We start from the raw sequence: 23500 nt of genomic DNA, 5'->3' as shown, positions 1-23500 counted from the left end.
GGAACGCTGGCCGTGGCGGTGCCCCCGCGCGCCGGCGTTCAGTTGGCGCACTTTGCGGCTTTTTCGTGCGGGACCCGGCGTGTCGTGACAGATGAACGGGAGCGGGAGGGGCGGCGGGGCGGGAGGGGCGGCGGGGCGGGCGGCCGTGACAAACGGAAAGGGCGGGGCGACCGAAGTCGCCCCGCCCTGAATCGTCCCGCGGGCTACGCTGCCGCGGGGGCCGCCAGCAGCGCCCGCGCGTTCACCGAGCGGCGGCGGGCCACCACAAGGATCGTCACCGCGAGCCCGATGGCTGCCCAGATCGCCAGGCCGACGAGCGCTGAGCCCACGCCGCCCACCGAGGTGAGGGCCGCCAGCATGCCGTTGTAGGCGGGGGCCGTCGGCATGAGCGCGGCGATGTCTGACAGCGCGCCCGGCACCGTCGACACAATGCCCGTGGCAACGGCCAGCACTCCGATGATCGCTGCGACCCAGCGCCCGGCGCCGCCCAGGGCGGCGACAAGTGCCTGGTTCACCGCGGCGAACGCGACACCCGCGACCACGCAGACGCCGGCGAAGACCCACCAGTCACCCCACGCGTAGTCGGCCGCGATCTGCACGATGCCCGCCACCAGCAGACCCTGCGCGGCACCGATACCGGCCGCCGGGGCAAGACCCCGCAGCGCCAGCACAGCCGACGAGGTGCGCGAGGTGAGCGCGCGGCGCGAGACCGCCTGCAGCGCGATGAAGCTTCCGAGGCCGCCGAACCACAGGGCGAGCATGGCGAGCAGCGGGATGGCCGAGGCCCCGAACAGCGAGCTACCCGTGCCCGACGCCGATACGGGATCGGCCACGACGGTCGCCAGCGCGTCCGCATCGTCCTCGGTGTAGGACGGAATCTCCTCGGTGGCCATTGTCAGACCGTCTGCGAGACCCTCGGTGCCATCGGCGATCTGTGTGATGCCGTCGGCGAGGTCGCCTGCGCCGCTTGCGGCATCCGTTGCTCCTGCCGCCCACGTGCCCGCGCCCGCGGCCCACGTGTTCACACCCGTGGCGGCTGTCCCGGCGCCTTGCGCCCACGTACCGGCACCCGAGGCCCACGTTGATGTGCCGGCAGCGAGCTCCGAGGCTCCGTCCGCCCACTGGCGAGCGCCAGCCGCCCACGTCGACGTCCCGCCGGCGAGCTGGTCTGCGCCGTCGGCCAGGTCGCTCATACCCACGGCGAGCTGCCCCACGCCGTCTGCGGCGTCGGTAGCTCCGTCGGCGAGTGCCGTCATGCCGTCACCCAGCTGGGTGGCGCCTTCGGCGGACTGCCGCAGGGCGGCGACCAGCTGCGGCTCGAACTCGGCGAGTCCGGCGACGCCGTCGGCGAGCTGCTGCGAGTCGTCGAGGAATCCGGTCACCGTCGGCAGCGCGTCGTTTACCGTGGTCGACACCTGCGCGACAGCGTCGCACAGTTCGGGTGAGCCGCCTTCGGCGAGGCACTGGTCTGCGAGTGCGGTGAGTTCGCTCGCGGCATCCGTCACCGTCGTCTTGATCTGCTCGCTGTTGTCGGCGAGCTGCTGAGCGGCAGTGACGACCTCGGTGGGCACGTCCGGCAGCGCCGACACTTCGTCGGCCATCTGCGTCAGGCCGTCGGCCAACTGGTACGTGCCGCCCGCGGTGGCGCCCGCGCCAGCAGCCCATTCGTCCAAGCCAGCCGCGGCTTGCGCTGTTCCGTCGGCGAGCTGTGATGCGCCGTCGGCAACGCCCGCTACGCCGTCAGAGATGCCATTCGCACCGTCGGCGAGGTCGTCAGCGCCGGTGGCGAGGCTGCTCATGCCGCCCGCGATGCCCGACGCGCCGCTTGAGAGGTCGCCCGCACCTCCGGCGAGCTGACCGATGCCACCCGAGATACCGTACGCGCCCGTGGAGAGTTCTCCCGCACCGCCGGCGAGCTGGTCGATGCCGTCGGCGAGGGTGATCGTGCCGTCCGCAGCCTCCCCGGCGCCATCCGCGAGCTGCGATGCGCCATCGGCTGCCTCGCCGAGCTGTTCGCCCAGGGTCGTGAACCCGAGCAGCACGTTCTCGAGATAGGTGGTCGAGAGTTCCTCACCCATGACGGATGCCGCGGTCGTGGCGACCTGCGCCGTGATCGCGTCGTCCACAATGAGGCTGTCGGGCGCCGTCGTCACCTCGATGACGGCTTGCTCCGGTGTTTCGCCGGGGCGCGTCGACAGTGCCGCGGTGGTGAAGTTCTCGGGGATTGTGATGACGGCGTCGTACGTGCCGTCTTCCAGCCCCTCTTCTGCGTCGTCGGGGTTCGAGAGCACCCACGTCAGGTTGCTGTCGAGCGAGTCGGACCCTTCGACCAGTCCCGCCGTCAACTGACGCCCGAGGGGCACTGTCTGGCCGTCGAGTTCGACCGGCTCGTCTTCGTTCACGACGGCAGCCGTCAGGTTGTCGAGGCGCTCGGTGGGGTCGTAGAGGGCTGCGATCAGGATGCCGCCGATGACGACGGGCAGCAGGAGGACACCGATCAGTGTCACCCACGTGATGGGACGACGAGAGCGGGAGCGTTCGATGGGAAGAGTCATGCGTTCACCTCGGCGGTGGAAGAAGACGGAGCAGATGTGCGCGGCTGAAGCGCCAGCGACGAGACGTCAGTGCGGTGCGCATCAGCGAGGAGGGCGAGTGCGGCGCCCTCGTTGCGGGTCGTGACGATGACCGTGAGGTCATCGGTGCGTGCGGCGGCGTCGCGCAGGGCGGCGGCCGCCTGGTCGCGACCGGGACCGTCGAGCGTGTCGATGCCCTCGATGACGACGATGCGTGCGCGGCCCGACACGGCGTTGCGGACCTCCTTCGACGCGTCGTCGGTCCCCGTGAGCAATGCGAGACCCACGTGCGAGCGCACCCAGGTGGCCCGGCCGGGCAGCAGGTGCCCAGCGACCCGCAGGCGGCCGTCGTCGGGTGTCGCGCGCCCCGCGACGGTGAGCGCGAACGCGCGGCTGGCGCGGCTGTCACCCGTCACGACCAGGGTGCCGCCGGGTTCCACGCGGAAGTCGGCGTCAGAGAACAGCGTGACGGTGCCGGTCCGGCTACCGCCGTCGACACGCATCGAGACGCCGGCGCCGACGACAGCGGCCGTGGTGTTCGGCTCGGGCCATTCAGCCAGCGATAGTTCGCGCTCGACGGCCTCGCCCTCGATGTCGAAGTGCGGCAGCACGCGGTCGAGCCAGCGCGGCATCCACCACGCCTTCTCGCCGAGCAGCGCCATGACAGCGGGCACGAGTGTCATACGCACCAGGAACGCGTCGATCGCGATGCCGACGGCAAGGCCCAAGGCGATCGGCTTGATCGACGAGTCACCCTCGGGGACGAACGCCACGAAGACGGCGAACATGATGAGAGCGGCGGCGGTCACCACGCGGGCAGACGCCGTGAACCCGGATCGGACGGCGCCGATCGCCGTCGCGCGGTTCGGCTCTGCGCCCCCGCGCACCGCGTGGACGTAGTCCTCGCGCATGCGAGAGACCAAGAAGACCTGGTAGTCCATCGCGAGGCCGAACAGCACACCCATCAGGATGATCGGCATGAAGCTGATCACGGGCCCGGTCTTCGCGACGTGAAGCAGATCGGCGAACCAGCCCCATTCGAACACGGCGGCGACGACCCCGAACGATGCGGCGACCGAGAGCAGGTACCCGATCGCGGCCTTCAGTGGCACCCAGATCGAGCGGAACACGATCATCAGCAGGATCAGCGACAGGCCGACGACGAACAAGCCGAACGGTACGAGGGCGGCCCCGAGGCGGTCGGAGATATCGATGCCGACGGCGGTGAACCCGGTGACCTTCAGGTCGACGCCGTATTCCTCTTCGAGTTCGGGTGCCAGATCGCGCAGCGCGCGCACGAGCTCAGCTGTGGCAGGGTCGTCGGGCGCGGTGTCGGGTGTGATCTGGATGAGGCCGGTGTCGGCGGTCATGTTGGGCGTCGACAGGGCGACTTCCTTCACGCCGGGGACCTTTTCGATCTCGGTTGCGAGGTCGTCCATGAGGCCCAGCGGGTCGGTCGAAGTCACGATCGTGCCGGTCATGATGAGCGGCCCGTTGGATCCGGGGCCGAAGTGCTCGGCGGTGAGGTCGTAGGTCTGGCGGGCTTCGCTCGATTCGGGCTGCACCCCGGCGTTCGGCAGGGCGAGGCCCAGGCTCGCCGCGGGAATTGCTATCACGCCGAGCGTGACGACGACAGCGACGGTGGCGATCAGCGGGTGCGTGGTGACGAGCGTCACCCAGCGGTTGGTCTTCGCGACCGGGGTGGCGACCGGCTCGGTGCTCACCGTCACCGGGGCAGGAGCGTCGATCTGCGCGGTCGCGGCATCCGCTTCTTCGCTCTCGTGATCAGTGGATGCCGCGCCCCGGCGCCGCGACGACTTCTTTGCGCCGAAGCCCCAGCCGACGACGCGACCCTTGGCGAAGCCGAGCAGAGCGGGTGTCAGCGACACGGCGACAACGACGGCGATGGCGACAGCAACGGCGGCGGCGATGCCCATCGTGGTGAGGAAGGGGATGCCGGCGAAGCCGAGTCCGATGAGCGCGATGAGCACCGTGATCCCGGCGAAGACGACGGCGGAGCCTGCTGTTCCCGTAGCGCGCGCGGCGGACTCTTCCGGTTCGACCCCGGCGCGCACTTGGTCTTGATGTCGAGCGACGATGAAGAGGGCGTAGTCGATGCCGACCGCAAGGCCCAGCATGATGGCGAGCATCGGCGTCGTTGACGAGATGGTCGCGAACGCCGTGGACACGTAGATCAGGGAGATTGCGAGGCCCACGCCGATGATGGCACTCACAAGCGGGAACCACGAGACGGCGAACGAGCGGAAGGTCACCATCAGGACGAACAGGGCGATGAGTACGCCCACGGCCTCGATGATCGACAGCGCCGGGACGTCGGTGGCGTACAGATCGCCACCCATCGCGGCGGTGGCGCCCTCGGGCAGCGTCTCGCGCAGGTCGGCCGAGATATCGGTGAGCGTTTCTTTGGTCTCGTCCGAAATCGTTGTGGCCTCGCCCTCGAACTGCAGACGGATGATGGCGGCGGAGTCGTCGTCGGCGATCGCGCCGTCGACGTAGGAGTCGAACGGGTCGGTGACGGCGATGACACCGTCGATGTCTTCGAGTTCGGCGACGGTGTCTTCGATGATGTCGTGGTAAGGGTCGGCAGTGATGTCGTCGCCGTCCGCGGCGACGACGATCAGCTGTGCACCGGTGCCGCTCGCTTCGGGAAAGCTGCGACTGAGGAGCTCGATGCCCTCTTGTGCCTCGGTGCCGGGGATCGAGAACGAGTTGTCGGTGCTCTTCATGAACGCCGCGGCGCTGCCGCCGGCGATGGCGAGCAACAACAGCCACGTGACGAGGACGCGCCATGGGTGACGGTACGACCAACGCCCGAGGGAGTACAGCAGAGTGGACACAGCGCCTCCGAGACGGTTTCAGGCAAAACAGATACAACGCTGTATCGGATACAAGACTGTATCGTAGGCGCGTTGGCCGTACTCAACCTGAGTACCGCGTGTGAAGATGAGAGCGAGGAGGACGAATGTCTGATGCGACGGCGACCTCGCCGCGCCGCGAGGCGACACGGCAGAAATTGCTGGATGCCGCGGCTCAGGTATTCGCCGAGGTCGGCCTGGATGCCGCTTCCGTCGAGGCGGTCTGCGACCGGGCCGGGTTCACCCGCGGGGCTTTCTACTCGAACTTCGAGTCCAAAGACGAGCTGTTCCTCGAACTATCCGCCCGTGTGGCGTTCGAGCGTGTGGAGTCGGTGCGTCGGCGTGTGGCTGAGCTCGAGGGTTCTGAGGAGATGTCGGGGGTGGCCGGTGCAGGGTTCGACAACCCCGAGAAGGCTTTCGCGCTCGTGCAGCAGATTCTCGACGTGGCTGGCGATGATCGCCTGACCGTTTTGCTGATGAGTGAGATCCGCATTCACGCGTTGCGAGACCGGAACGTCGCCGAGGCATACCTCGCGCAGGAGCAAGAGATGTTCGCCGCCGTGGCCCAGATCATCGACGACATCGCCTGCTCGAAGGCGCTGACGTTTCGCGTGCCGCCCGATCGCGCAGCGCGCGCGATGCTCGTGGCGTGGGAAAGCGCCTCGGTGCGGGCCGTCATGGCGGGCCTCGAGCCCGACGAGATGCGCCTGCGGGTGAACGAAGAGCTCGCGATCGCCGCTCAGCTCATCATCGCTTCGGCTGCCTGAGGTTCACCGCCCGCCGCCAGCAGAGCGTGGCAGCGCGCAATGCGTGACCGCCACCATTGCTCGCGGTCATCGGATGCCGCGTTCTCGGCGAGCAGTGTCTCGTCAACGTCGACGCGCCCCACGGGTAGCGCGCCCGATCGCGGGACGAGCGGTGCGGCGGTGACGTCGGCAGCCAGCAGGGAGGCCGTCCCCAGCCCACAATCGAACTCGAGGTGGGGGAGGGCTGCCGCGAGGGTGACGCCCATCGAGAGGCCGACGGACGTGTCGAGGGCGCTGGAGATCACGGCTGGGAGACCGACAGCAGACACGATGCGAAGGGCGCGCTCCACCCCGCCGAGGGGCTGTGCCTTGATGACGATCAGGTCGGCCGCGCCCGCGCGCGCGACAGCGAGGGGGTCGGAGGACTTCCGGATGCTCTCGTCCGCGGCGATCGGGATCCCCATGTAGGCCACGCGCGAACGGATCTCGGCCAGTTCGTCGACGCTCGCGCACGGTTGCTCGACGTATTCCAGATCGAACTCCGCCAGGGCATGGATCGCGTGCTCTGCTTCGTCGACGTTCCAGCCGCCGTTGGCGTCAACGCGGATGCGCCCCTCCGGGCCCATCGCCTCGCGTACCGCCCGCACGCGCGCGACGTCGTCGGCGAGCACCTGGCCCCGCTCAGCAACCTTGACCTTCGCCGTGCGGCATCCGTCGAACCGGGCCAGCACGCCGGCGACCGCGGCGGCGACGACGGCCGGCACCGTCGCATTGACGGGAATCTCGGTGCGCCGGGCGGGGGGCTGTGGCATCCATCCGAAATCGATCGCCGCGCGTAGCCACGTCGACGCCTCGAGATCGTCGTACTCGGTGAAGGGAGAGAACTCGGTCCATCCCTGCGGGCCGACGAACACTGCGGCCTCGCGCGTCGAGATCCCGCGGAACGGGGTGACGGGCGGGAGTGCGACCACGCGGGTGCTGGCGAGGATCTCGTCGAGCGGGGGGAGCGTCATGCCTTCATCATGGCAAAGCAGTCACGCGGAATCGCAGTGTGCGACTTGTTATAGTGTGTGTCACACTGTACCGTGTGATGCATGAGCGAAACCGAAGCACTCGAGACGCACCGCCAAGAACTGCGGCGCGGAACCGTCGTGCTGGCGTGCCTACGCCTCCTTCACGAGCCCGGCTACGGGTACTCGCTGCTCGAAGACCTCAACGCCCGTGGGTTCGACACCGACGCCAACACTCTGTACCCACTGCTCCGACGCCTCGAGAAGCAAGGGCACCTCACGAGCGAGTGGAACACCGACGAAGCGCGCCCGCGCAAGTTCTACCGCACGAGCTCTGCTGGCGCTCTGCTGGCGGACACCCTCACAGACGAACACCGCGCGATCGCCGCCGCGATTGCCGCGCTGCCCCTCAAGGACTGACATGACTTCTCCCACTCTCACCGAACGCTACGTCGCTGCGGCGATGCGCACCGTTCCTGTCGCTCAGCGCGACGACCTCTCCGCCGAACTGCTCGCATCCATCGCCGATCTGATCGACGGTCGCGTCGAAGAGGGCATGCACCCCGAGGAAGCTGAGCGAGCCGTACTCCTCGACCTCGGCGATCCGGACAAGCTCGCCGCGGGGTACACCGAGCGCGTGCTGTGGCTCATCGGCCCTCGGTACTACCTTGAGTGGTGGCGCCTGCTGAAACTGTTGCTGTGGATCCTGATCCCGATCGCCGCCTTCGGAGTCTCCCTCGGTCAGACGATCGCCGGTGCGGGGCTCGGCACGGTCATCGGCACCACCGTCGCCGCGGTGATCGGTGTCGTCGTGCATATCTTCTTCTGGACGACGCTGGTGTTCGCACTGGTCGAGCGTGCCGGGGAATCCTCTGGCCCCCTGGTGCCCTGGAGTCTTGACAACCTGCCCGAGCCCAAGCAGTCGGGTGCCACTTTCGCCGACATGATCGCGTCCCTGGTGGTGCTCGTGCTCGGCGCGGCCGCGATCCTGTGGGATCTGCTCATCGGGTTCGTTCCGGGCCGCCCTGAGCTCTCGCTCCTCGACGCTGGGCTCTGGCCCTGGTGGGTGGCGGGCCTGTTCGGCGTGATGGTGCTCGACGGCATCCTGCAGGTGATGGTCTACCGCGCCGGCAGGTGGACGATACCCCTCGCGGTGGGGAACACCGTGCTCGCCTTGGCCGCGGCCGTTCCCGCCCTGTGGCTGCTGACGCAGGGCCGCCTCATCAACCTCGACTTCTGGACGTCGGTCGTTCCCGATGACGGGTCGGAGGTCGGCGGCATCCTCGCCATCATCACGGGGTTCTTCATCGCGGGCATCGCCGTGTGGGACATCATCGACGGATTCCTCAAGGCCCGTCGCGCCCACTGATCGTGAAGAGTGGATGCCGCGCCCCGGCCCCGGTGTCTGTTGCGCGTCCTAGGCTGTGACGCATGCTTCTTGACACTCCGGTGCGCCTTGGCGTGCAGCTCGCCCCCCAGCACGTGACCTACGACCTCATGCGTGACGCCGTGCGGCGCCTCGAAGACATGGGTGTGGACATCCTCTTTAACTGGGACCACTTCTTCCCGCTCTCTGGAGAGCCGGACGGTTTGCACTACGAGTCGTGGACGATGCTGGCCGCGTGGGCAGAGCAGACCGAGCGAGTCGAGTTCGGTGCGCTGGTGAACTGCAACAGCTACCGCAACCCTGACCTGCAGGCCGACATGGCCCGCACGATCGATCACATTTCTGCACGCGGGGGAGAAGGGCGTTTCATCTTCGCCACCGGTTCGGGCTGGTTCGAGCGCGACTACGTCGAGTACGGCTACGAGTTCGGTACCGCCGGGTCGCGCCTGGATGATCTCGCCGAGGGACTTCAGCGCATCGAGGCGCGGTGGAAGAAGCTCAACCCCGCGCCCACGCGCGACATTCCGGTGATGATCGGTGGCAAGGGTGAGCAGAAGACGCTGCGACTGGTCGCCCGTCATGCCGACATCTGGCACAGCTTCGTCGGCGCCGACGAGATCGGGCACAAGATCTCGGTCATCGAGAAGTGGGCCGAGAAAGAAGAGCGCGACCTGTCGAACCTCGTCGTCTCGAACGAGCTGCACCGCCGCGACGAAGCCGCCGCGGACGCGCTGTACGACGCCGGCACGCGCTTGTTCACGCTTAACTTCAACGGCCCCGACTACGACTACGACATCGTGACGAAGTGGCTGGCCTGGCGCGACGCCAAGAACGGCTGACGCGGGGCGTCACGCCCGGATCGGGAAGCGCAGGCGCTGAGTAGACTCGCCGGGTGACAGGTCTCCCCTCCGCCCCCCGCTTCGCCCTCGATATCGACGGAATCCCGCGACCGGCGCGAGCCGAAGCGCTCCGCGACGCGGTGCGCACCAGCGTCGTGATCGCCGACGGGGCGATGGGAACGATGCTGCAGCGTCACGAGCCGACACTCGAGGACTACCGCCAGCTCGAGGGCTGCAACGAGATCCTCAACATCACGCGCCCCGACATGATCGCGGCGATCCACGACGAGTACCTCGCCTCGGGTATCGACGCGATCGAGACCAACACGTTCGGCGCCAACTGGTCGAACCTGTCGGACTACGACATCGACGACCGGATCCACGAACTCGCCGAAGCCGGCGCGCGCATCGCGCGTGAGCGCGCCGAAGCGGCGGAGCAAGCCGACGGCCGCATGCGCTGGGTGCTGGGATCCATGGGGCCAGGCACCAAGCTCCCAAGTCTTGGGCACACCACTTACGAGCACCTGAAGCAGACGTTCGCCCTTCAGGCAGAGGGCCTCATCGACGGCGGAGCCGACGCGTTCCTCGTCGAGACCTCTCAAGACCTGTTGCAGACGAAGGCCGCGGTCAACGGCTGCAAGCAGGCGATCGTGAGCCGTGGCATCCGTCTGCCGATCTTCGTCGAGGTGACGGTGGAGACCACCGGAACCATGCTCATGGGCAGTGAGATCGGAGCGGCGCTCACCGCCCTCGAGCCGCTCGGCGTCGACGCGATCGGCCTGAACTGCGCCACCGGACCCACCGAGATGAGCGAGCATCTGCGTCACTTGTCGAAGCACTCGCGCGTGCCGGTGGCGTGTATGCCGAACGCCGGTCTTCCCGTTCTCACCGCCGACGGTGCCTACTACCCACTGTCGCCAGCCGAGCTGGCGACCGCACACGCGCAGTTCGTGCGCGAGTTCGGTGTGGGGCTGATCGGCGGATGCTGCGGCACGACGCCCGAGCACCTTGCCGCGGTCGTCGAGCGCCTGCGCGGGGTGGATGGGCACGGCGGCGCGGATCGGCCGGCCGAGCGGCATCCGACCCCCGAGGCTGGCGTGGCGAGCCTGTACCAACACGTCCCGTTCCAGCAGGATGCGTCGTACCTCGCGATCGGCGAGCGCACGAATGCGAACGGTTCGAAGGCGTTCCGCGAGGCGATGCTCGAGGGGCGCTGGGACGACTGCGTCGAGATCGCGCGCAACCAGATCCGCGTGGGCGCGCACCTGCTCGATGTGTGCGTGGACTACGTGGGGCGCGACGGCGTGGACGACATCCGCGAGGTCGTCTCGCGCTTCGCGTCGGCATCGACCCTGCCGCTCGTGATCGATTCCACCGAGCCGGCGGTGATCCGCGCCGGGCTCGAGTTGATCGGCGGTCGCCCGGTCGTCAACTCGGTCAACTACGAGGACGGCGACGGTCCCGACAGCCGCTTCGGGCGGATCATGCCGCTGGTCAAGGAGCACGGCACCGCGGTGATCGCCCTCACCATCGACGAGCAGGGTCAGGCCCGCACCGCCGAAGACAAACTGCGCATCGCGTCGCGCCTGGTCGACGAGCTGGTGGCGGACTGGGGCATGCGGGTGCAGGACATCATCGTCGACTGCCTGACCTTCCCGATCGCGACCGGTCAGGAAGAAACCCGACGCGACGGCATCGAGACGATCGAGGCGATTCGCGGTCTTGTCGCCAAGTATCCCGGCATCCACACGACCCTCGGTGTCTCGAATGTCTCGTTCGGCCTCAACCCGGCTGCGCGCAGCGTGCTCAACTCGGTGTTCCTGCACGAGTGCGTCGAGGCGGGACTCGACTCGGGAATCATCGACGCCGCGAAGATCGTGCCGCTCGCCTCGCTGTCTGAAGATCAGCGCCAGGTGGCGCTCGACCTGGTCTGGGACCGCCGCGAGTATGACGCCGATGGGAACGTCACCTACGACCCGCTCGCGCGCATGCTCGACCTCTTCGCCGGCGTCGACACCGCGGCGCTGCGCGACCAGCGTGCGGCCGAGCTCGAAGCACTGCCGGTCGGGGAGCGGCTGGAGCGCCGCATCATCGACGGCGCACAGAAGGGGCTCGAAGGCGACCTCGACCTGGCGCGTGAGGGAGGTCTGTCTCCCCTCGAGATCATCAACAACCATCTGCTCGAGGGCATGAAAGTCGTCGGAGAGCGTTTCGGCTCGGGCGAGATGCAGTTGCCGTTCGTGCTGCAGTCGGCCGAGACGATGAAGGCCGCGGTGGCACTCCTCGAACCGCACATGGAGCGCTCGAGCGCGTCCGGCAAGGGCAAGATCGTGCTCGCCACGGTGCGCGGCGACGTGCACGACATCGGCAAGAACCTCGTCGACATCATCCTGACCAACAATGGATACGACGTGATCAACCTGGGGATCAAGCAGCCGATCACCGACATCATCGCGGCGGCCGAAGAGCACAACGCCGACGTGATCGGCATGTCGGGCCTGCTGGTGAAGTCGACCGTGGTGATGAAAGAAAACCTGCTCGAACTGCAGTCGCGGGGGCTCGCCGGGCGCTGGCCGATCATTCTCGGCGGGGCCGCGCTCACGCGCGCGTACGTCGAAGAGGATCTCGCCGGAATCTTCGAAGGCCAGGTGCGCTATGCCCGTGATGCGTTCGAGGGGCTTGCGCTCATGGAGCCCCTGGTCGCGATCGCTCGCGGCGCGGCGCCCGACTCGGTGGGTCTGCCCCCGCTGAAGAAGCGTCGGCACGCGGCGGGGTCGAAGCTCACCCTCACCGAGCCTGAGGCGATGCCGGCGCGTTCGGATGTGGCATCCGACAATCCCGTCCCCGCCCCGCCGTTCTGGGGCACGCGCATCGTGAAGGGACTGGCGCTCGCCGACTACTCGGCGTTCCTCGACGAGCGGGCGACGTTCATGGGGCAGTGGGGGCTCAAGCCCGGTCGCGGCGCAGACGGTCTCACCTACGAGCAGCTCGTCGAAGCGGAGGGACGCCCGCGGTTGCGGTACTGGCTCGACAGGATCCTCGCCGAGGGCATGCTCGACGCGTCGGTGGCGTACGGGTACTTCCCTGTGGCGTCAGAGGGCGACGACCTGATCGTCCTGCATCACGGTGACGACCCGGCCGGCGTCTTGGGTGTTCCCGGCTTGCTGGCGCCTGACGGTGGATCCGGTGGCGCCCTCGGAGACGAGCGACTGCGCTTCCATTTCCCTCGTCAGCGACGCGACCGGCACTTGTGCCTGTCAGACTTCGTGCGCTCGCGCGAGTCGGGTGTGATCGACGTCATGCCCGTCCAGCTCGTCACAGCGGGCGCTGCGATCGACGCGGTCACGGCGAAGATGTTCGCCGAAGACAAATACCGCGACTACTACGAGCTCAACGGTCTCGTGATGCAGCTGACCGAAGCGCTCGCCGAGTACTGGCACGCCCGAGTGCGCGCCGAGCTCGGCTTCGCGGAGGAAGAGCCCGATGACGTGGCGGGGCTGTTCAAGCTCGCCTACCGCGGCGCGCGGTTCTCGCTCGGCTATCCGGCGTGCCCCGAGATGGAAGACCGCCGCAAGGTCGTCGAACTGCTGCGCCCCGAGCGCATGGGCGTGCACCTCAGCGACGAGCTGCAGTTGCACCCCGAGCAGTCCACGGATGCGTTCGTGTTCCACCACCCCGAGGCCAAGTACTTCTCGGTGTAGGAGGGCCCGCAGGCCGAATGGGGGCGGGATCAGCCCACTTCGTAGCCGCACATGCCGCAGGTGCCGGCCGGCGGGATCTCGACGAAGCAGTTCGGGCACAGCTCGCGCGGGCGCTCGACGGCGACGTCGCGGCGCGGACTCGCGAGCCGCTCCGCCGTGCGGCGGGCGCCGTTGGACCGGCGGTTCGGCTCGACGACGCGGCGCTCGGGCTTCGGCGCGTGGGCGCTGCAATACAGGCGCACGTATCCGGAGTGGTTGTTCGGATGCTTGTGCTTGACGGCCCACAGCTCTTCGCGCGGGTGTGGCGCAGCATCCGGTCCACATCCCACGCACCGAGTCGGCTCACCGGGGAGCACGTCGACGGCGGGAACGGGGATTTCGAACGCCATCGCATCGCGCCAGTCTGACGACGAGGTGATCTTCATCGGGGGAGTCCTTTCGGCGGCTGCAACCCGATCTCGGGAACCACCCCTCTAGTGTCACACGCTCAGGTCGTGCCGTGGTGCCGCCGACGAAGTCCGGCGCGATGCGCGGAGCGGATGCCGCGTGCTCGCAGCCTCCACCGGCTTCGCGCGTCGCAGGGCGGCCAGCACCGCGCCACCGACCACGGTGATGCCGATGACCGTCGTGACGGCGCGCAGAGTGTCCCACGTGAGCGAGGAGGTGACGAGCGAATAGACGACGAAGCTCGCGAGGTTCTGGCCGATCGGGGCGCCCGGTTCGTACGAGATCCCGGCGCCGCCGCCGACGGCGAAGGGCCAGAACCAGAGGTTCATGATGAGACCGAAGAGGTACGAGGCGATCACGCCGTACGTGCACAGCAGGGCGATCTCCGCCCCGCGGGTGAGGCGGCGGGGGAGCAGGCCCGCTCCGGCGCCCACCCAGGCGCATGCGAACATCTGGAACGGCGTCCAGGGGCCGAAGCTGCCGGTGACGAGCGTGGACAGGGCGATCGTGAGCAGACCCAGCAGGAAGCCGAAGCGTGCCCCGAAGGCGCGACCGGCGAGTATCAGCAGGATGAACACGGCCTCGACCCCGCCGACGCCGGTTCCGACGATGCGCACCGCGGCGCCGATCGCGGCGAGCGTGCCGAGCAGGGCCAGGGTGTGCGCGCTGCGCACGGTGGAATCGAGCGCGAGGAGCACCACGATGGCGGCGACGGGCGCGAGGGCGAGGGCAGCCGCGGGAACCGCCGCGGAACTGTCGGCCGGCACGGCATACGCGACGAGGGGCCACGTGAACGCGGCGAGCGCGACGAGATTCGCGAGGGCGAGTGCCGCGACGGGGAGGCGGACGAGGGTCGATGCTCCTCTCGGTCGCTGCGGGTGGCGGCGCGGCTCTTGTGTGTGCGTGGACGTTGTATCGTCGGGGGTGCTCGCACGCGAGGGCGGCGCCTCGTGGGGTTCGTGCGCGTGCCCGGTAGCCGCGACGGTCGCCCCGGTCGTCGACGAGGTAGTCGCGGCTCGCGCCGCCTCCTCGGTCGCAGCGGCAACACCTTCGTCGCCCGCGCGCGTCACCGCTGCCCGGCGCGCGGCGGGATCCACCACCAGCCGGCCGTCGCGCATCGCGAGCATGCGGTCCGCGAGCGGGAGCAGGACGTCGTCATGGGTGGCCACCATGACCGCCGCGCCGTCTGCCGCCACGTGGCCGAGTGCTGCGGCGACGAGTGCGCAGGCCGTGGCATCCAGCCCCCGTGTCGGCTCATCGACGAGAAGCACGGCAGGATCGCGCGCCCACTGCAAGGCGATCGCGAGGCAGCGGCGCTCGCCGGTCGAGAGGTCACGCGGATGCTGCGCGGCAAACCTCGCGGTCGCCTCGCCGGTCTGACCCTCTCGGCTCAACAGCGTCGCGAAGCGCGTCGCCGTGGTGCCGCGCGGCAACCGTGCACGGCGGTCTGTTCGCGCACATTCGGCGCCGACCGTCGTGCAGACGAACAGGTCGTCGGATGCATCGGGCACAAGCGCCACGCCGCCTGGCTGCGGGGTCGTGACCGCGTGGTCGCCGCGGTGTGGCAGGGCGATCGCGATCAGCAGGCTCGACTTTCCGGCGCCGTTCGGTCCGGCCAGGGCCACGATTTCTCCGGAGCAGAGCGTGAGGGACGCGGCATCCACCGCCACGCGATCGCCGTGACGGACGGTGACGTCATCTGCGCGCAGAGCAATGGCCCCAGGGGCGTTGCGTGGGAGAGGCGCGCCATCGGCGGGACGGGTGGGATCGGCAACACCGGCGAGTGCGCGACGTACCGCGCCATCCGTGATGTCGAGGCGGGCATCCGCGATCTGTGCGAGGTCGGCGTGACGGTGTTCCGCGACGATGACACATATCCCGGCGTCGTGGGCGAGGGCATCCAGCAGGGCGACGATACGGGCGCGGAACTCCACATCCAGATCAGCGAGCGGCTCGTCGACGACGAGGAGCACCGGGTTCTCGACCACCGCTGCCGCGATCGCGACCAGCGTCGCCTCTCCCGCTGACAGGCCCGTCACCGCACGGTCACGCAAGTGCGTGATGCCGATGCGCTCGCACACTTCATCGACGCGAGCGCCCACGATCGTGCGTGCCACGCCGCGCAGGTCGAGCGCCGCCCCGATCTCGTCCGCGACACTCTCGGCCGTGAATCCATCGCGGGGGTTCTGCAGTACCACGCCGACGAGTCGACTCGTATCGCGCGGTGGCGTCGCCACGCGATCGTGGCCGACGACGCGGAGTTCGCCGTCGAGGGCCCCACCGTCGAGATGCGTGTGCAGGCCGGCGATCGCGCGCAGCAACGTCGACTTTCCGCTGCCTGTCGGTCCGGTCACGAGGTTCACGGAGCCGGTGGGGAGGTCGAGGTCGCAGACCGCCAGGGGAGTGGCATCCCGGCCCCCGCGCGCGTCGCGGTGACTCAGGCTGAGTCCCCGTGTGACCACCGGGTGCGCGCAATCGCCTTCGAGCCCGCGACCCGCGAGGCCGCGCAGTTCGAGCGCCGCAGCGATCGCGGTGGCCCGTTCGAGAGTGCGCTCGAGCACCGGGGCCAGCACACGCACACCACCGCGCTCGCCGCGCAGCCTCTGCGCGAGCCGCACGCGCCGCACGGCCTCGGCCAGCGCCGGCAGCGTCGCCCACGCGATGGCGAGGGTGCGCGCGATTCCGCGCAGGGGGCCGCGGCGGGATCCGCGCGCGAGCAGGCGGGGCATATCGACCAGGGCGTTCAGAACGCCGAACGCGAGGATCGTCAGCGCGATGGGGAAGGCGCTGGCCGCGGCATCCCAGATCCCATCCACCGTCGTGGGGCCGAGGAGCACCACATGCGAAAACGGTGGAGGCAGACGGTACTCGGCGAACGGCAAGAGCACGACGCCCGAACCCTCGGCGCCATGGAAGAGGACGCGATAAACGACACGGACCCCCACGAAGCCGGCGGCGAGAACAGCCGCGGCTCGCAGGGGTCCGGGTCGAAAAGTCATCAGGCGCTGGGCTCGGCCGGTTCGCCGTTGAGGGTGAACAGCAGAGCGAAGCCCTCGCCCGGCTGCAGCTGCAGGGTCTCGAGGCCCTCTTGCGCGTAGCCCCATTCGCCGCCGGCAGGCTGCACCCACATCGACCAGTACGCGAACGCCGCGGGCATGGACTCGCACATCTCGAAGTACTCCGAGCCATCCTCGGCGCTCAGCGCCAGGTCCTCGGCGGGCACGTTGTTGACACGGCACACGACCTGGTCGCCGTACTCGTCCGTGCCCTCGGTCTCGATCACGGCCAACTCAAGCACCTCGGACGCGTCAATCGCTTCGTCCGTGAGGACGCACCAGGTCGCCGAGACGTCATCGGCGTCTTCGAGAGCGGTGGCATCGACCGTGAGGGTCACGCCCTCATCGCCCGAGCACGCGGTGTCCATGGCGACCGCCACCTGCCCGTCGGGGATCTCCTCGGCGGTCGTGTCTGGCTGGTCGGTCGCGGTCGAACACGCGGCGAGCGAAAGAAGCAGAGCGGCGGCGGCAGAAGCGGCGAAGGCACGCAGAGTCGTAGTCACGCCTCCAGCGTAGGGCTCGGCGGTCGTGGTAACTGGTCGTGTGTCGCCCCGGGTCAGGGCGCGGTGCGCGCCGCAGTCGTAGGCTGGGGCAGTGAGTGTTTCGGAGTTGTTCGACGACAGTGAATGGATGCCGGCCCCCGGCGCCGACGGGTATACCGACATCACGTCGCATGTCTCGCGCGACGGACGCATCGCCCGCGTGGCCTTCGACCGGCCCGAGGTGCGCAATGCGTTCCGCCCGCACACGGTCGACGAGCTGTATCGCGCGCTCGACATCGCCCGGCAGGATCCGCGCATCGGAGTCGTGCTGCTTACCGGCAACGGGCCGAGCCCCAAGGACGGCGGGTGGGCGTTCTGCTCGGGTGGTGACCAGCGCATTCGCGGGCGAGAGGGCTACACCTACGCCGCCGACGACGCCACGGCGCCGGACCCGGCACGGGCCGGTCGGCTGCACATTCTCGAGGTGCAGCGCTTGATCCGCTTCATGCCGAAGCCCGTGATCGCCGTTGTTCCCGGGTGGGCGGCTGGCGGCGGACACTCGCTGCACGTCGTGTGCGACATGACCGTCGCATCGGCTGAGCACGGCCGGTTCAAGCAGACCGACGCCGACGTCGGCTCGTTCGACGCCGGCTACGGCTCGGCCTACTTCGCCCGCCAGATCGGGCAGAAGTTCGCGCGCGAGGTGTTCTTCCTCGCCGAGGAGTACTCGGCGCAGCGCGCGTACGAGATGGGCGCCGTCAACCGCGTGGTGCCGCACGCCGACCTCGAACGCGAAGCGGTGGCGATGGCGCGCACGATCCTCACCAAGTCGCCGACGGCGATCCGCATGCTGAAGTTCGCCTTCAACGCCGTCGATGACGGTCTGGTCGGCCAGCAGGTGTTCGCCGGCGAGGCGACGCGCTTGGCCTACGGCACCGACGAGGCCGTCGAGGGTCGGGACTCGTTCCTCGAGAAGCGCGAGCCCGACTGGTCGCCCTACCCCTGGCAGTACTGAGCGTGGGCGGGGTTGGTGCGGGTGCCGGGGGCGGGTTGGTTGCCCGCGGACCGGGAGTTGGCGCCCCGGCCGCCACCGTCGCGCGCGTAGGGCCCGGATTTGCCATCCCCGCCGCTGCCGTCGCTCGCGCCCGGCCCGGCTCTTCCACCCCTGCCGCCGCTGTCGCTCGCGTAACTCCTGAAGTTTCGGCCCCGCGGCCCGGGTTACGCGCCGTAGCTGCCGGATTGGCTGCGGATTACAGGAGTTGGGGCGGGACAGCGGCTCGCAACACCGCGCTAGCCGGGCCGGCAGCCCGCAACCTGGCGCCAGCCGGGCCGGCAGCCCGAAAACCGCCGGCACCCCGCCCGGCGACCTGCAAAACTCCACCAATCCGCCCCGCCAACCACCGTCCGCGCCCCACGAAGGCCGGTTCGGCGGCTTCACGGTGGAGTTTTGCAGACCGATGAAGCTACAACCTGTCCTGGGAGACGACCCGCGCGACATCCTGCGCGCGTTGCGCGTCGCACTGCACGGCGCGGGCCCGGCCCTCGCGCTGGGTGCCGTCGGGCGGCTGCCCGCCGAGGTGCGCGCGGGCACGGCGGTGGTGGTCACCACCTCAGGGTCGACCGGCGTGCCGAAATCCGTGGTGTTGAGCCGCGACGCGCTCACGTCCGGCGCCCTCGCCACGGCCGATCGCATCGGTTCGGGCGCGTGGCTGCTCGCACTCCCGCCGAGCTACGTCGCCGGCATGCAGGTGCTCGTGCGGTCGCTCGTGGCTGATCGCGAGCCGGCGGTGATGAGCGGGGCCTTCACTCCCCAGGCGTTCGCCGCGGCATCCCTCATGATGGTCTCCACCGAGCGCGGTGCGCGGGTTCCCACCTTCACGTCGCTCGTGCCGGCGCAGCTGGCGCGCTTGCTCGACGCGAGCGCTGAAGACCACCAGGTGCTGGCGGCGCTGCGGTCGTTCGAGGCCATTCTGATCGGCGGGCAGGCGCTGGCTCCGGCGCTGCGTGAGCGCGCCGAAGACGCGGGTGTTCGCATCGTTCGCACGTACGGGTCGAGCGAGACCAGTGGCGGTTGCGTGTATGACGGCGTGCCGCTGCGGGGAGTGTCGTTGCGGATCGAGCGCGGCGAGGTGCAGGTTTCTGGGCCGGTGCTGGCCGACGGATACCTCGGCGATGATGCGATGACGGATGCCGCGTTCCACCGCGACCACGATGGCGTGCGCTGGTATCGCACGGGCGATGCCGGGCTGCTCGACGACGGGGTGCTGCGGGTGCACGGGCGGATCGACAACGTGATCGTCTCGGGCGGAGTGAACATCTCGCTGGATCGTGTCGAGCAGTGTGTCCGTACGATCCCGGGACTCGATGGTGCGGTGGTCGTCGGGGTTGACGACGAGCGGTGGGGCGAGGCCTCGGTGATCGTCGCGGCGCGCGGCGAGGCGCTGCGGCGCAGCGAGTCGGTGCAGCTCAGTGAGGCTCGGGATGCCGTCGCCGACGTCGTGGGGCCCTACGCGCGCCCGTCGCGGCTCGTACTCGTGGATGCCATTCCGCTCCTGCCCTCGGGCAAGCCCGACCGGGAGGCGATCCGCCGCGAGGTAGCCACGCTGCGCTGAGGCACAGGAGGCATAGGATGTGCACTCGTGGCAGGAACATCCAGCAAGAAGCGCAAGCGGCCCACCCCGAAGAAGCACACGTCGCGCGGTAACCCGCAGAAGGTGCACGAGTCAGGCGACCCCGCATACGTCGAAAAGGCGACCGCCGGGGACTGGATCGGCGCGGCCCGTCTGCGCACGCTCCCGCTCGCGGCGACGCCGGTGCTCATCGGCACGGGCGCTGCCATGGTCGTCAGCGACGCGTTCCACTGGGTGATCGCGCTCTTCTGCTTCCTGGTCGCGATCTTCCTGCAGATCGGCGTGAACTACGCGAACGACTACAGCGACGGCATCCGCGGCACCGATGATTACCGCGTCGGGCCCGCCCGCCTCACCGCTTCACGCAGCGCGAAGCCCAAGACGGTGCTGGCCGTCGCGCTGGCATTCTTCGCGCTCGCCGCGGTCGCAGGGCTCGCGATCGTGATTCGCACAGAGCAATGGTGGATGCTCGCGGTCGGCGTCGCGTGCATCATCGCCGCCTGGTTCTACACCGGCGGAAAGCGTCCCTACGGGTACTACGGGTTCGGCGAAGTGGTGGTCTTCGTCTTCTTCGGGCTCGTCGCCACGCTCGGGACGACGTGGGTGCAGGCATTCGCGCTCCCGCAAGAAGCATGGTTCGGTGCCGTCGCGGCGGGACTGTTCGCGTGCGCCGTGTTGCTGGCCAACAACCTGCGCGACATCGACCAGGATCGCAAGGCTGGCAAGCGCACGCTCACGGTGCTCATCGGACGCACCGCGACGCGGTGGGTGTTCACTGTGTTCATCCTCGCGCCGTTTGCGATCGCCATCCTGCTGGCGCTGGTCTACCCGATTGCGTGGCTGACGCTGCTGCCGTTCGTCGCGGCGCTGGCCGCGATCCTGATCGTCTGGACCTACCGCGACCCGCGCGAGCTCGTCGTCGCCCTGAGCGTCACCTCGCTCACCTCACTGGCGTACGGTGGCATCCTCTTCTGGGCGTTCATCGGCTGAGGTGAGTCCTCACCCGGGCGCCTGATCAGGGGCGAGGGTGATCGGATGCTTCGTCTGCCGCCGCGTCGCCCTCGGGCGCGCCGTCCAGGGCGGCATCCTCGACGTCTTCATCGGTGACGGGAGCCTTCGCCCGTGCGCGTGATTCCGCGATGGACGCGCTCATCTGCTCGAGCGGGCGGCGCAGGAACAGGATCGACAGGCTGAGGCCGATCAAAGCCGCGAAGATGGCCGCGAGCCAGTAGTACTGCCGCATGATCGGCAGCAGCATCAGCAGGCCGAAGGGCACCAGGAAGGCGAGCAGACGCAACACCGTGTAGACGAGGGTGGAGCGTGCGTTCACCCGACCATCCTACGTCGGCGGCTGGCTCCTACCATCTCGGTCACGATCCCGCACGGCAGAGCGACTCCGCCCGATCGCGCATAGGATGGAGAGATGCCTCGGGTGCTGTTGATACTGGCCCTGGTGGCGACCGCGTTCTGGGTCTTCACCATTGTTGATTGCGCCGTCCAGCCCCCGGCGAGACACCGCGGCGTGAGCAAGCCGGTCTGGATCCTCATCGTGGTGTTGCTGCCGGTGCTCGGTGGGCTGCTCTGGTTCGCGGTCGGTCGCATGCGCGCGGCCACGATTGCCGCACGCCGCGCACCCGACGATGACCCCGAGTTCTTGGGGCGTTTGGGCTCGACGAGTGAGCAGGATGAGCGCATCCGTCGCCTCGAGGAAGAGCTCGCCCAGCTCGACAGCGAAGACGACGACCCGCGCTGGAACTTCCCTCGCCCGCAGGGCGACCACACCGCAGACAGCGCGGACGCTTCGACCACGAACGGCCCCGCCGGCGCCACCGAGGCTCCCTCGGGCGCAGGTGACGCGAGCGACGCGCCGCGTACGTCGCCACGTTCAGCCGACGACGACGACACGCGCGGTCAGCGCGGCGCCGCCCGCTGAGGTGACCGCACACACCCGGGGGATCGCGTCCCCCGCCACCGACGCCTCTGCGGCGTTGCTGGCTCGTCTGGTCGAACTCGGCGTCGAGCACATCGTGCTCTCGCCGGGGTCGCGCTCACAGGCCCTGGCGCTTGCCGCTGCCGACCTCGAGCGGCGCGGGGCCATCGCCTTGCACGTGCGCGTCGATGAGCGCGTCGCGGGGTTCACGGCGCTGGGTATCGGCCGCGAGACCCGCGTTCCTGCGGCCGTGATCTGCACGTCAGGCACCGCGGTGGCGAACCTGCTGCCGGCCGCGCTCGAAGCGCACCATTCCGGCATCCCTCTCCTCTTGCTCACGGCAGATCGCCCGCCCGAGCTGCGCGGAGTCGGCGCCAACCAGACCACGCGTCAGCCGGGCATGTTCGCTCCGACCGTGCGCTACGAGGCCGATCTGCCTGTTCCCGATGTCACCGATGACGCGGGCGACTCCGAGCAGTCGGTGATGTTCCGCACCGCGGCCGAGCAAGCCTTCGCGGCAGCGCTGGGGGAGGGCCTGCGCGCAGCAGGTCCGGTGCACCTGAACCTGCCGTTCCGCGAGCCGCTCGCCGGTGAGCTGCCCGAGTGGTTCGCCACGCCGAGCGCCGAGCTCGCGACCGGCACCCACGCCGACCTCGACCTCGCGCCGATCGATGCAGAGGACGAGACGGAAGCATCCGGCGCCCTGTACCAAGGCGGTGGCGGGATCGGAGAAGCCGACGTCGCGACCGACCCCGAAGCCCTGCCGTTCGTGCTCGAGGGCCGCGCACGCACGGTCGTGATTGCGGGGGCGGATGCCGGGCCCGGCGCCGAACAGCTCGCGCACATCGGGGGCTGGCCGCTCATCGCGGAGATCGTGAGCGGGGCGCGGTTCGGCCGGCAGATCGTCCACGGATACCGCGAGCTGCTGCGCGACGAGAATCTGGGCGGGCGCGTCGAGCGGGCCGTCGTGCTGGGGCATCCGACCCTCAGCCGTGAAGTGACCGCACTGCTGTCGAACCCCGACGTCGAGGTTGTCGCGATGCGCGGGCCGGGCGAACCGCTCAACCTGAACGGCTCGGCGCTCGCCGTCGACGCGCTGGCGGTCGCCGAAGGCGACATCGACCGCGAGTGGCTCGGCGCGTGGATGAGTGCGTCGCGCGAGCGGATCGTCGATCTTGCGCCTCCGGCACCGGATGCCGACGGGCTGTCGTCGGTAGAGCCTGCACGCCGCCTCCCCGCACTTGCCGCCGAAGTTGCCGCGATTCGCGCACCACTCGATCGCGTTGCTCTCGTCGACGCGGTCTGGCGTGCGACATGGCCCCACGACCGACTCGTGTTCGGGTCGTCGCGCCTCGTGCGCGTGGCCGACACGGTGCTGCCGGGAAAGAAGGTTCCGGTGCACTCTAACCGCGGCCTCGCCGGGATCGACGGCACGATCGCGACGGCATTCGGTGTCGCCGCGGCGCGCCAGCGCACCGGCGAGGCGGGAGTCACCCGAGTCCTCGTGGGAGACCTCGCGTTCCTGCACGACGTCGGCGCACTGTTGCAGCCACCCAGTGAGAGCGAACCGCGCATCCAGGTGATTGTCGGCAACGACCGAGGTGGCACGATCTTCGATGGGCTCGAAGTGGCATCCGTCGCGTCCTCAGATGACTTCGGTCGTGTGCTCTACACACCGCAGGATGCGCGCATCGATCTGATCGCGCAGGCGTACGGCTGGGAGTACCGACAGGTCACGACCCGTGCCGCGCTGGATCAGGCCCTCACGTCGCCGGTCGGCGGCATGCAGATTATCGAGGTACCGCTCGAGCGCTGACGCCTGG

Annotated in this window: 17 protein-coding genes; 10 read left to right on the top strand and 7 right to left on the bottom strand. The window is 69.2% G+C overall.

The features are described 5' to 3' along the window. Positions 1 to 203: 203 nt before the first annotated feature. The gene (locus ON062_RS05825; RefSeq protein ID WP_274646182.1) at positions 204 to 2555 is read right to left on the bottom strand and encodes a YhgE/Pip domain-containing protein; all 2352 of its coding nucleotides are present in this window, start codon (positions 2553 to 2555) and stop codon (positions 204 to 206) included. Next, a complete protein-coding gene (locus ON062_RS05820; RefSeq protein ID WP_274646181.1) occupies positions 2552 to 5431 on the bottom strand; it encodes an MMPL family transporter in 2880 nt (959 codons plus the stop codon). The genes ON062_RS05825 and ON062_RS05820 overlap by 4 nt, the downstream gene beginning before the upstream one ends. Positions 5432 to 5556: 125 nt before the next feature. On the opposite strand from ON062_RS05820, the gene ON062_RS05815 reads away from it, so the two are divergent. After that, a complete protein-coding gene (locus tag ON062_RS05815) occupies positions 5557 to 6216 on the top strand; it encodes a TetR/AcrR family transcriptional regulator (protein ID WP_274646180.1) in 660 nt (219 codons plus the stop codon). On the opposite strand, the gene ON062_RS05810 is transcribed toward ON062_RS05815, so the two are convergent. Continuing rightward, on the bottom strand, positions 6189 to 7208 hold the full coding sequence (locus tag ON062_RS05810) for an o-succinylbenzoate synthase (protein WP_274646179.1): 1020 nt from the start codon (positions 7206 to 7208) through the stop codon (positions 6189 to 6191). The genes ON062_RS05815 and ON062_RS05810 overlap by 28 nt on opposite strands. An 81-nt stretch (positions 7209 to 7289) precedes the next feature. Here ON062_RS05810 and ON062_RS05805 point away from each other — a divergent pair, with 81 nt between their 5' ends. The 4 genes from ON062_RS05805 to metH all read left to right on the top strand — a co-directional run bounded on the left by ON062_RS05805 (position 7290) and on the right by metH (position 13132). Then, on the top strand, positions 7290 to 7625 hold the full coding sequence (locus ON062_RS05805; protein WP_274646178.1) for a PadR family transcriptional regulator: 336 nt from the start codon (positions 7290 to 7292) through the stop codon (positions 7623 to 7625). A 1-nt stretch (position 7626) separates the two neighbouring features. Further along, on the top strand, positions 7627 to 8574 hold the full coding sequence (locus ON062_RS05800) for a permease prefix domain 1-containing protein (RefSeq protein ID WP_274646177.1): 948 nt from the start codon (positions 7627 to 7629) through the stop codon (positions 8572 to 8574). Positions 8575 to 8636: 62 nt separating this feature from the next. Next, positions 8637 to 9431 carry an LLM class F420-dependent oxidoreductase gene (locus ON062_RS05795; protein ID WP_274646176.1) on the top strand — a complete coding sequence of 265 codons (795 nt, stop codon included), beginning with the start codon at positions 8637 to 8639 and terminating at the stop codon, positions 9429 to 9431. Between the two features lie 53 nt (positions 9432 to 9484). Further along, the gene (metH, locus tag ON062_RS05790; RefSeq protein WP_274646175.1) at positions 9485 to 13132 is read left to right on the top strand and encodes a methionine synthase; all 3648 of its coding nucleotides are present in this window, start codon (positions 9485 to 9487) and stop codon (positions 13130 to 13132) included. A 29-nt stretch (positions 13133 to 13161) separates the two neighbouring features. Here the strand turns inward: metH and ON062_RS05785 are convergent, their stop codons facing one another. From ON062_RS05785 to ON062_RS05775, 3 genes are read right to left on the bottom strand one after another with little or no spacing between them, the layout of a single operon-like run. Further along, positions 13162 to 13557, bottom strand: coding sequence for a glucose-6-phosphate dehydrogenase (locus ON062_RS05785; RefSeq protein WP_274646174.1), 396 nt, complete (start codon positions 13555 to 13557; stop codon positions 13162 to 13164). A gap of 54 nt (positions 13558 to 13611) precedes the next feature. Beyond that, positions 13612 to 16578 carry an ATP-binding cassette domain-containing protein gene (locus tag ON062_RS05780; RefSeq protein WP_274646173.1) on the bottom strand — a complete coding sequence of 989 codons (2967 nt, stop codon included), beginning with the start codon at positions 16576 to 16578 and terminating at the stop codon, positions 13612 to 13614. Further along, positions 16578 to 17138 carry a hypothetical protein gene (locus ON062_RS05775; protein ID WP_274646172.1) on the bottom strand — a complete coding sequence of 187 codons (561 nt, stop codon included), beginning with the start codon at positions 17136 to 17138 and terminating at the stop codon, positions 16578 to 16580. Before ON062_RS05775 ends, ON062_RS05780 begins: the two co-directional genes overlap by 1 nt. Positions 17139 to 17229: 91 nt before the next feature. Here ON062_RS05775 and ON062_RS05770 point away from each other — a divergent pair, with 91 nt between their 5' ends. The 3 genes from ON062_RS05770 to ON062_RS05760 all read left to right on the top strand — a co-directional run bounded on the left by ON062_RS05770 (position 17230) and on the right by ON062_RS05760 (position 20737). Then, positions 17230 to 18132, top strand: a complete 903-nt coding sequence (locus tag ON062_RS05770; RefSeq protein WP_274646171.1) for a 1,4-dihydroxy-2-naphthoyl-CoA synthase — start codon at positions 17230 to 17232, stop codon at positions 18130 to 18132. Between the two features lie 442 nt (positions 18133 to 18574). After that, complete coding sequence (locus tag ON062_RS05765) at positions 18575 to 19729, top strand: AMP-binding protein (protein WP_274646170.1); 1155 nt, start codon at positions 18575 to 18577, stop codon at positions 19727 to 19729. A gap of 27 nt (positions 19730 to 19756) precedes the next feature. Then, the gene (locus ON062_RS05760) at positions 19757 to 20737 is read left to right on the top strand and encodes a 1,4-dihydroxy-2-naphthoate polyprenyltransferase (RefSeq protein ID WP_274646169.1); all 981 of its coding nucleotides are present in this window, start codon (positions 19757 to 19759) and stop codon (positions 20735 to 20737) included. Positions 20738 to 20762: 25 nt separating this feature from the next. Here the strand turns inward: ON062_RS05760 and ON062_RS05755 are convergent, their stop codons facing one another. Then, positions 20763 to 21077, bottom strand: coding sequence for a DUF4229 domain-containing protein (locus ON062_RS05755; RefSeq protein ID WP_274646168.1), 315 nt, complete (start codon positions 21075 to 21077; stop codon positions 20763 to 20765). Between the two features lie 93 nt (positions 21078 to 21170). Between ON062_RS05755 and ON062_RS05750 the strand changes: the two genes are divergently transcribed. Both ON062_RS05750 and menD read left to right on the top strand, forming a co-directional pair. Continuing rightward, positions 21171 to 21680 (top strand): PLDc N-terminal domain-containing protein, encoded by a 510-nt coding sequence (locus tag ON062_RS05750; RefSeq protein ID WP_274646167.1) that lies wholly within the window; start codon positions 21171 to 21173, stop codon positions 21678 to 21680. A gap of 1 nt (position 21681) precedes the next feature. Then, on the top strand, positions 21682 to 23493 hold the full coding sequence (gene menD / locus ON062_RS05745) for a 2-succinyl-5-enolpyruvyl-6-hydroxy-3-cyclohexene-1-carboxylic-acid synthase (protein ID WP_274646166.1): 1812 nt from the start codon (positions 21682 to 21684) through the stop codon (positions 23491 to 23493). Positions 23494 to 23500: the final 7 nt, after the last annotated feature.

Source organism: Microbacterium sp. C7(2022), assembly GCF_028823665.1.
Classification (GTDB): Bacteria; Actinomycetota; Actinomycetes; order Actinomycetales; family Microbacteriaceae; genus Microbacterium.
This window is presented reverse-complemented; position numbering and strand designations above follow the sequence as displayed.

Excerpts from the sequence above, each read along its gene's own strand:
- ON062_RS05825 (WP_274646182.1), bottom strand. The coding sequence starts at position 2,555 with ATGACTCTTCCCATCGAACGCTCCCGCTCTCGTCGTCCCATCACGTGG.
- ON062_RS05815 (WP_274646180.1), top strand. The coding sequence starts at position 5,557 with ATGTCTGATGCGACGGCGACCTCGCCGCGCCGCGAGGCGACACGGCAG.
- ON062_RS05810 (WP_274646179.1), bottom strand. The coding sequence starts at position 7,208 with ATGACGCTCCCCCCGCTCGACGAGATCCTCGCCAGCACCCGCGTGGTC.
- ON062_RS05805 (WP_274646178.1), top strand. The coding sequence starts at position 7,290 with ATGAGCGAAACCGAAGCACTCGAGACGCACCGCCAAGAACTGCGGCGC.
- ON062_RS05800 (WP_274646177.1), top strand. The coding sequence starts at position 7,627 with ATGACTTCTCCCACTCTCACCGAACGCTACGTCGCTGCGGCGATGCGC.
- ON062_RS05795 (WP_274646176.1), top strand. The coding sequence starts at position 8,637 with ATGCTTCTTGACACTCCGGTGCGCCTTGGCGTGCAGCTCGCCCCCCAG.
- ON062_RS05785 (WP_274646174.1), bottom strand. The coding sequence starts at position 13,557 with ATGAAGATCACCTCGTCGTCAGACTGGCGCGATGCGATGGCGTTCGAA.
- ON062_RS05780 (WP_274646173.1), bottom strand. The coding sequence starts at position 16,578 with ATGACTTTTCGACCCGGACCCCTGCGAGCCGCGGCTGTTCTCGCCGCC.
- ON062_RS05765 (WP_274646170.1), top strand. The coding sequence starts at position 18,575 with ATGAAGCTACAACCTGTCCTGGGAGACGACCCGCGCGACATCCTGCGC.
- ON062_RS05750 (WP_274646167.1), top strand. The coding sequence starts at position 21,171 with ATGCCTCGGGTGCTGTTGATACTGGCCCTGGTGGCGACCGCGTTCTGG.